Source organism: Candidatus Contendobacter odensis Run_B_J11 (assembly GCF_000531125.1).
GTDB classification, from domain to species: domain Bacteria; phylum Pseudomonadota; class Gammaproteobacteria; order Competibacterales; family Competibacteraceae; genus Contendibacter; species Contendibacter odensensis.
Genome location: NZ_CBTK010000179.1, coordinates 1 through 4,777, shown reverse-complemented (window position 1 = coordinate 4,777; position 4,777 = coordinate 1). Strand labels below are relative to the sequence as shown.

The following is a 4,777-nucleotide window of genomic DNA, read 5'->3' as shown; positions in this document are numbered from 1 at the left end:
ACACTTCTACCCGGCGGTGGTCATGGTTCGCCAGTATCGGCGCGATAAAGCTTCGCGTTGAATGCGCTCGAAAATCCGGCGATACATAACCCACCCGTAGGCGCTTTCCTATTGCACAGCTTTTCGAAAATGTCTTCGTCCAGTTCGACTGCATAGATTGAGCATGGATTACTTCCCATATTCGATATTCCTGATAAATAATCTCTGCTGAATAATCAGGATGATAATTCAAGAGGAATAACAAACTTGAATGAGCATCCGCATCGTCTGGTTTCAGCACGAGCGCCTGTCTTATTAGTTGTTCTCCTTCATTAAATTGGGCTAAGTCTGCTAATACCGAACCTAAATTTCGATGGGCATCCATATAATCAGGTTTAATACTGAGCGCATGACGATAATTTATTATAGCTTCCTGTAATTGATGATTTTCCTTCAAAGATACTCCCAGATTGTTATAAGCTTCAGCATATCTTTGATTAATACAAAGAGCTTGCTGATAGTATTTTATAGACTCTTTCAGACAGTCCATATTTCTAAATAGAATACCTAAATCATTGTAAGCTTCGAACATACTGGGGTTTATAGTAATTGCCTTTCTATAATTTATTATTGCTTCATCAAAATGACCTTCCAGGACCAGATTAGATGCGAGGTTTCTATAAGCATCAGCATAAGATGGATTTAACTCTAACGCTTTTTGATAATTTTCTTCAGCTTTTTTAAAAAAGCCCATATCTCTAAAAATGTTGCCTAATTTATTAAGGATTTCAACTTGTTTTGGATTTAACAGTAGAGCCTTTTTGAAACTGGTTAAAGCTTCGTCGTTGCGTCCCATATTCATTAAGACAACGCCTAGATTACTGTAGGCCTCAGCATAATCTGGATTAATAACTAAGGCCCGATGGTAACAATCCTCAGCTTCCATTAATCTGCCAGTTTCTTGCAAAGCTACCGCTAAGTTATTATAGGCTTCAGCATAATCAGTATTTAATCGCAATGCATTGTGATAGCATTGAATGGCTTGATCAATACGTTTCAGTTCTTTAAGAACAACTCCTCTATTATTAAATGCTTTGAAGTTGTTTGGCTGGATAACTGTCAAATCGCAAAAGACCTGTTCCGCTTCTTCCAGACGGCCCAAATCTTTGAGTACAATACCCAAATTCATATAAACTTCAACAAACCCAGGTTGCAGTCGCAACGCTTTTTGGTAGCAAGCTATTGATTGTTCTAATTGATTCAAACTGGTGAATATAATACCTAAATGAAAATGATAGCGGGCATTGTTTGAATTCTTTGCTATCGCTTGATGCAGTAATTCACTCGCTTGTTGATGATGGCCTCGTTGATGATAAATTAAACCGAGAAGGTGTAGGGCATCCGAATGATACGGTTGTATAGCTAATATCTGGCGATAGATCGCTTCAGCTTCGGCTAACTGATCTGCTTGGTGCAGTTCCACTGCCTTTTTTAAAGCTTCTAGCATAGGCAAGAACACTCCATTATATATAATGCTATTTTTCTGAGTACATTTTGGCAGCTTAATTAAGTTGCTCCCTTCACTGGCAAAGTCCTCTTTGCTCAGCTTTTCTGAAGTAGTTGATAAACTGGATTGTTGTGTTGAAGAAGGTGTTGGCCCTAGCACACTCTTACCACAATATAACCGCCACATTTCCCGATAGGCGTTTTCGACATCACGGGTGAAACCGATTTCGTCTCTCAAGGGAGAGTTTTCCATCCGCCCTCTCAATTCAGATCGCCAGATTGCTAACTGATCCAGATCACTGGCTAATCGAGAGGCTATATTCAGATATTCATCAACACTATCAGCAACCCATTCACTGAGTCCCATTGCCCCCAAAATAGCATCGCCGAAACGTCCTACTGAAGGTCGCTCCCGCAGTGATACTACCGGCAAGCCCATCCACAATGCTTCGAATGTCGTAGTACCCGCATTATGAGGAAACGGATCCAGGGCAATATCGAGTCGTTGATAGCCTTCCCAAACTGAAGTGCGGGTAACAATCAACCGCTCTCGCTCAATACCATAGTGCACAAAACGCTGGATAAAAGACTCAGCGGTGGCTGGATCATCCAGCCAAAAACTGTTGAGCATTAACCTGGATTCTGGCACAGTCCTTAATAAATTTGCCCAAGCCTTAATCACCCGGTGGTTGAAGCGGATAGGCCGACTGAGACAACCGAAGGTGATATAGCCATTAACTTGGGCCGGCAAGTCATTAACCACGGGTGCTTCCACCGGTGGTCGGAAACACCATGCGGCCTTTGGTAACCGCCAGATATGCTCGCTGAACAACGATTCACACCCCACTGGGGTAAAACGCTCGTCGCCCAGAAAGTAATCCATTGCCCGCAACCCGGTCGTGTAGCCATAACCCAGCCAACTGATTTGCACCGGCGCTGGACGATAGACGAAGGCCAGCATCCGGGTATCTGTGGTATGGCCTGCCAAGTCCACCAGAATATCAATGCCATCCGCTCGAATTCGTTCTGCCAGATCCGTGTCGCTCAGACCAAGAGTAGGCCGCCAGTCGTCGACCCAACCTCGGTAACGCGCTGTCCAGTCGTCCTCACGCTTTAATTCAGCATAAACAATTATTTCAAAATTAGCATGATCATGATTTGCCAATAGTGGAACAATAAAATGCCTTGTCGAATGTAGTCGGAAGTCTGGCGATACATAGCCAATCCGCAAGCGTTTTTCCCGATTCAAACTATTTGTATAAGCAACAGGCCCTGAAAATAAATTAGCAGCTAACGTCTCCTCCCATCTTTGGTATTCCAAGCTCACCCTTTCTGCCGATAAATCCGGATGATAATTTAAAGTAAATAATTTGGCTTCCCATGCGTCCCGATGTCCAAGAGCAAGACTGCGATCCAGTGATTTCATCGCCTCATCAAAATCAGCTATGCCTGCTAACGTGCAACCAAGATTTAAGTAGGCATCAGCTAAATCCGGTTCTAAATTTAGAGCCTTTTGGAAACTTTTAATCGCCAATGGAGGTTTTCCTGCTTTGGCTAAAATACTACCTAAGTTAACATAGGCATCTGCATAATCCGGATTTAGAGCAATAGCCTGTCGACAAGCTGCCTCCGCATCCGCTAAGCCTTCCATGCATAAAAAAACCTCGCCAAGATTGTTATAGGCCTCAGCATAATCTGGAAAAATATCCAGCGCTTTTCGGTAACAGGCTATCGCCTCATCAAAACGATTTTTCTTTTTTAATATGATACCTAAGTTATTATAAGCCTTAAAATATTTAGGCTGCCCTTCGAGCAGTTGGCGAAATAAAAATTCTGCTTCATCTAATTGATCTTTTTCAATTAAAGCTATTCCTAAGTTACATTTAGCCTTAACCATATCAGGTTTTATAGCAACTGCTTTGCGATAGTTACTTATTGCTTCATCCCACTGCTTTATTTCTTGGAAAATGATACCTAAATTGCTATAAAAACTAGCTTCTCTGGGATTATTATCTATAGCCTTTTTAATGAGGATCACCGCTTCCTGACAACGCCCACGTTGATGCTCAATTAAACCTAATAAATGTAAAGCATCGGGATGGTTGGGTTTAACCGCTAATATTTGACGATAGCCACTCTCGGCATCAGCAATTTCTCCAGACTGGTGCTTTTCAGCAGATTTTTTCAAAATTCCCCGCAACTTTTTTTGGTCAACGGGGGGTGTTTTTTTATGCATATAGAGTTTCACTCTAGGGAACATGTATTGAGTAATGAGAGGAGATACCGCTAAGCAAACTCAGAAAAGCGATAAATGAATGAATAACCCCGCAGCACGTTACATATTATGTAACGTGCTGCGGGGAATCAGACCCGTAGAAATTAAACATCTTTATCGGCCTTCATACGTTTCAAATACCCATTCGGAGCTAGAGTAATCAACAGCTTATGCTCAATTTCTTTATCAACCATAAATTCATCATGAGTTTCAAGGAACTCACAAACTGCTGTTTTTGGGTTATTACCTTTATCCCAAGGCCTGTCAGGAAAAGAATCAGGGGGCAGGTCTTCAACAATAGTGTCGAAAACAACGCAGTAACTTCCAACACTAACCAAAAGTGCATAAGCGTTGAGTTCAGCCAAAACGTGATCATGAGTATGCATTGAATCAAGGCATACCAAAATCCGTTGATAATTCTTGGCAAAGGCGTGAACTTGAGTAATGACTCCCTCAGCGATGGAGGAACCTTCGATCATGTGGATGCGGTTGGCAAGGGGATGTTTTTCAATCTCGACTCGGTTATGGGCACGAATGTCGATATCAATGCCGAGTACTCGGCGTTTGGGTTGGGCGGGATCCAGTAAGGTATGGTTCTCGACAGCTTCACAGAGATCCAACAGTGCCAACAAGGAGGCGCTCATAATCAGCGAACCCCCGTGGGCAATGCCAGTTTCGATAATCAGGTCAGGCTTCACTTCCCAAACGATTTCCTGGAGAGCAACCATGTCGATGGGACATTGAATGATCGGTCGTCCCAACCAAGCGAAGTTATAAACGTATTGATTGGCAAAAGCAGTCGTCAGCCACTCTGTTGATAAGTTGTGCCATTGCCTATCGCCAACATAGGCAGCAATGCGTTGTTTTTTTTCTTGTTGAAATTGTTCGATGGGGTTCATGATTTTATCCAAATTCACTTGATGACTAAGCCTTGTCCAGTAGGTAATTCCAGAACACTATAGCTCTCCTATGCAGGTTGTGGAATTTTTAGATACCATTCTATTTTTCTAAAATTAA

2 protein-coding genes are annotated in these 4,777 nt (G+C 42.4%); both read right to left on the bottom strand.

Going from position 1 to position 4,777, the window contains the following annotated elements; translation table 11 throughout:
- Window positions 1-3,721: tetratricopeptide repeat protein (locus tag BN874_RS22600; protein WP_051497750.1), on the bottom strand; the 3,721-nt coding region annotated here is incomplete at its 3' end.
- Between the two features lie 143 nt (window positions 3,722-3,864).
- Window positions 3,865-4,659 carry a cephalosporin hydroxylase family protein gene (locus tag BN874_RS11505; RefSeq protein ID WP_034433411.1) on the bottom strand — a complete coding sequence of 265 codons (795 nt, stop codon included), beginning with the start codon at window positions 4,657-4,659 and terminating at the stop codon, window positions 3,865-3,867.
- Window positions 4,660-4,777: the final 118 nt, after the last annotated feature.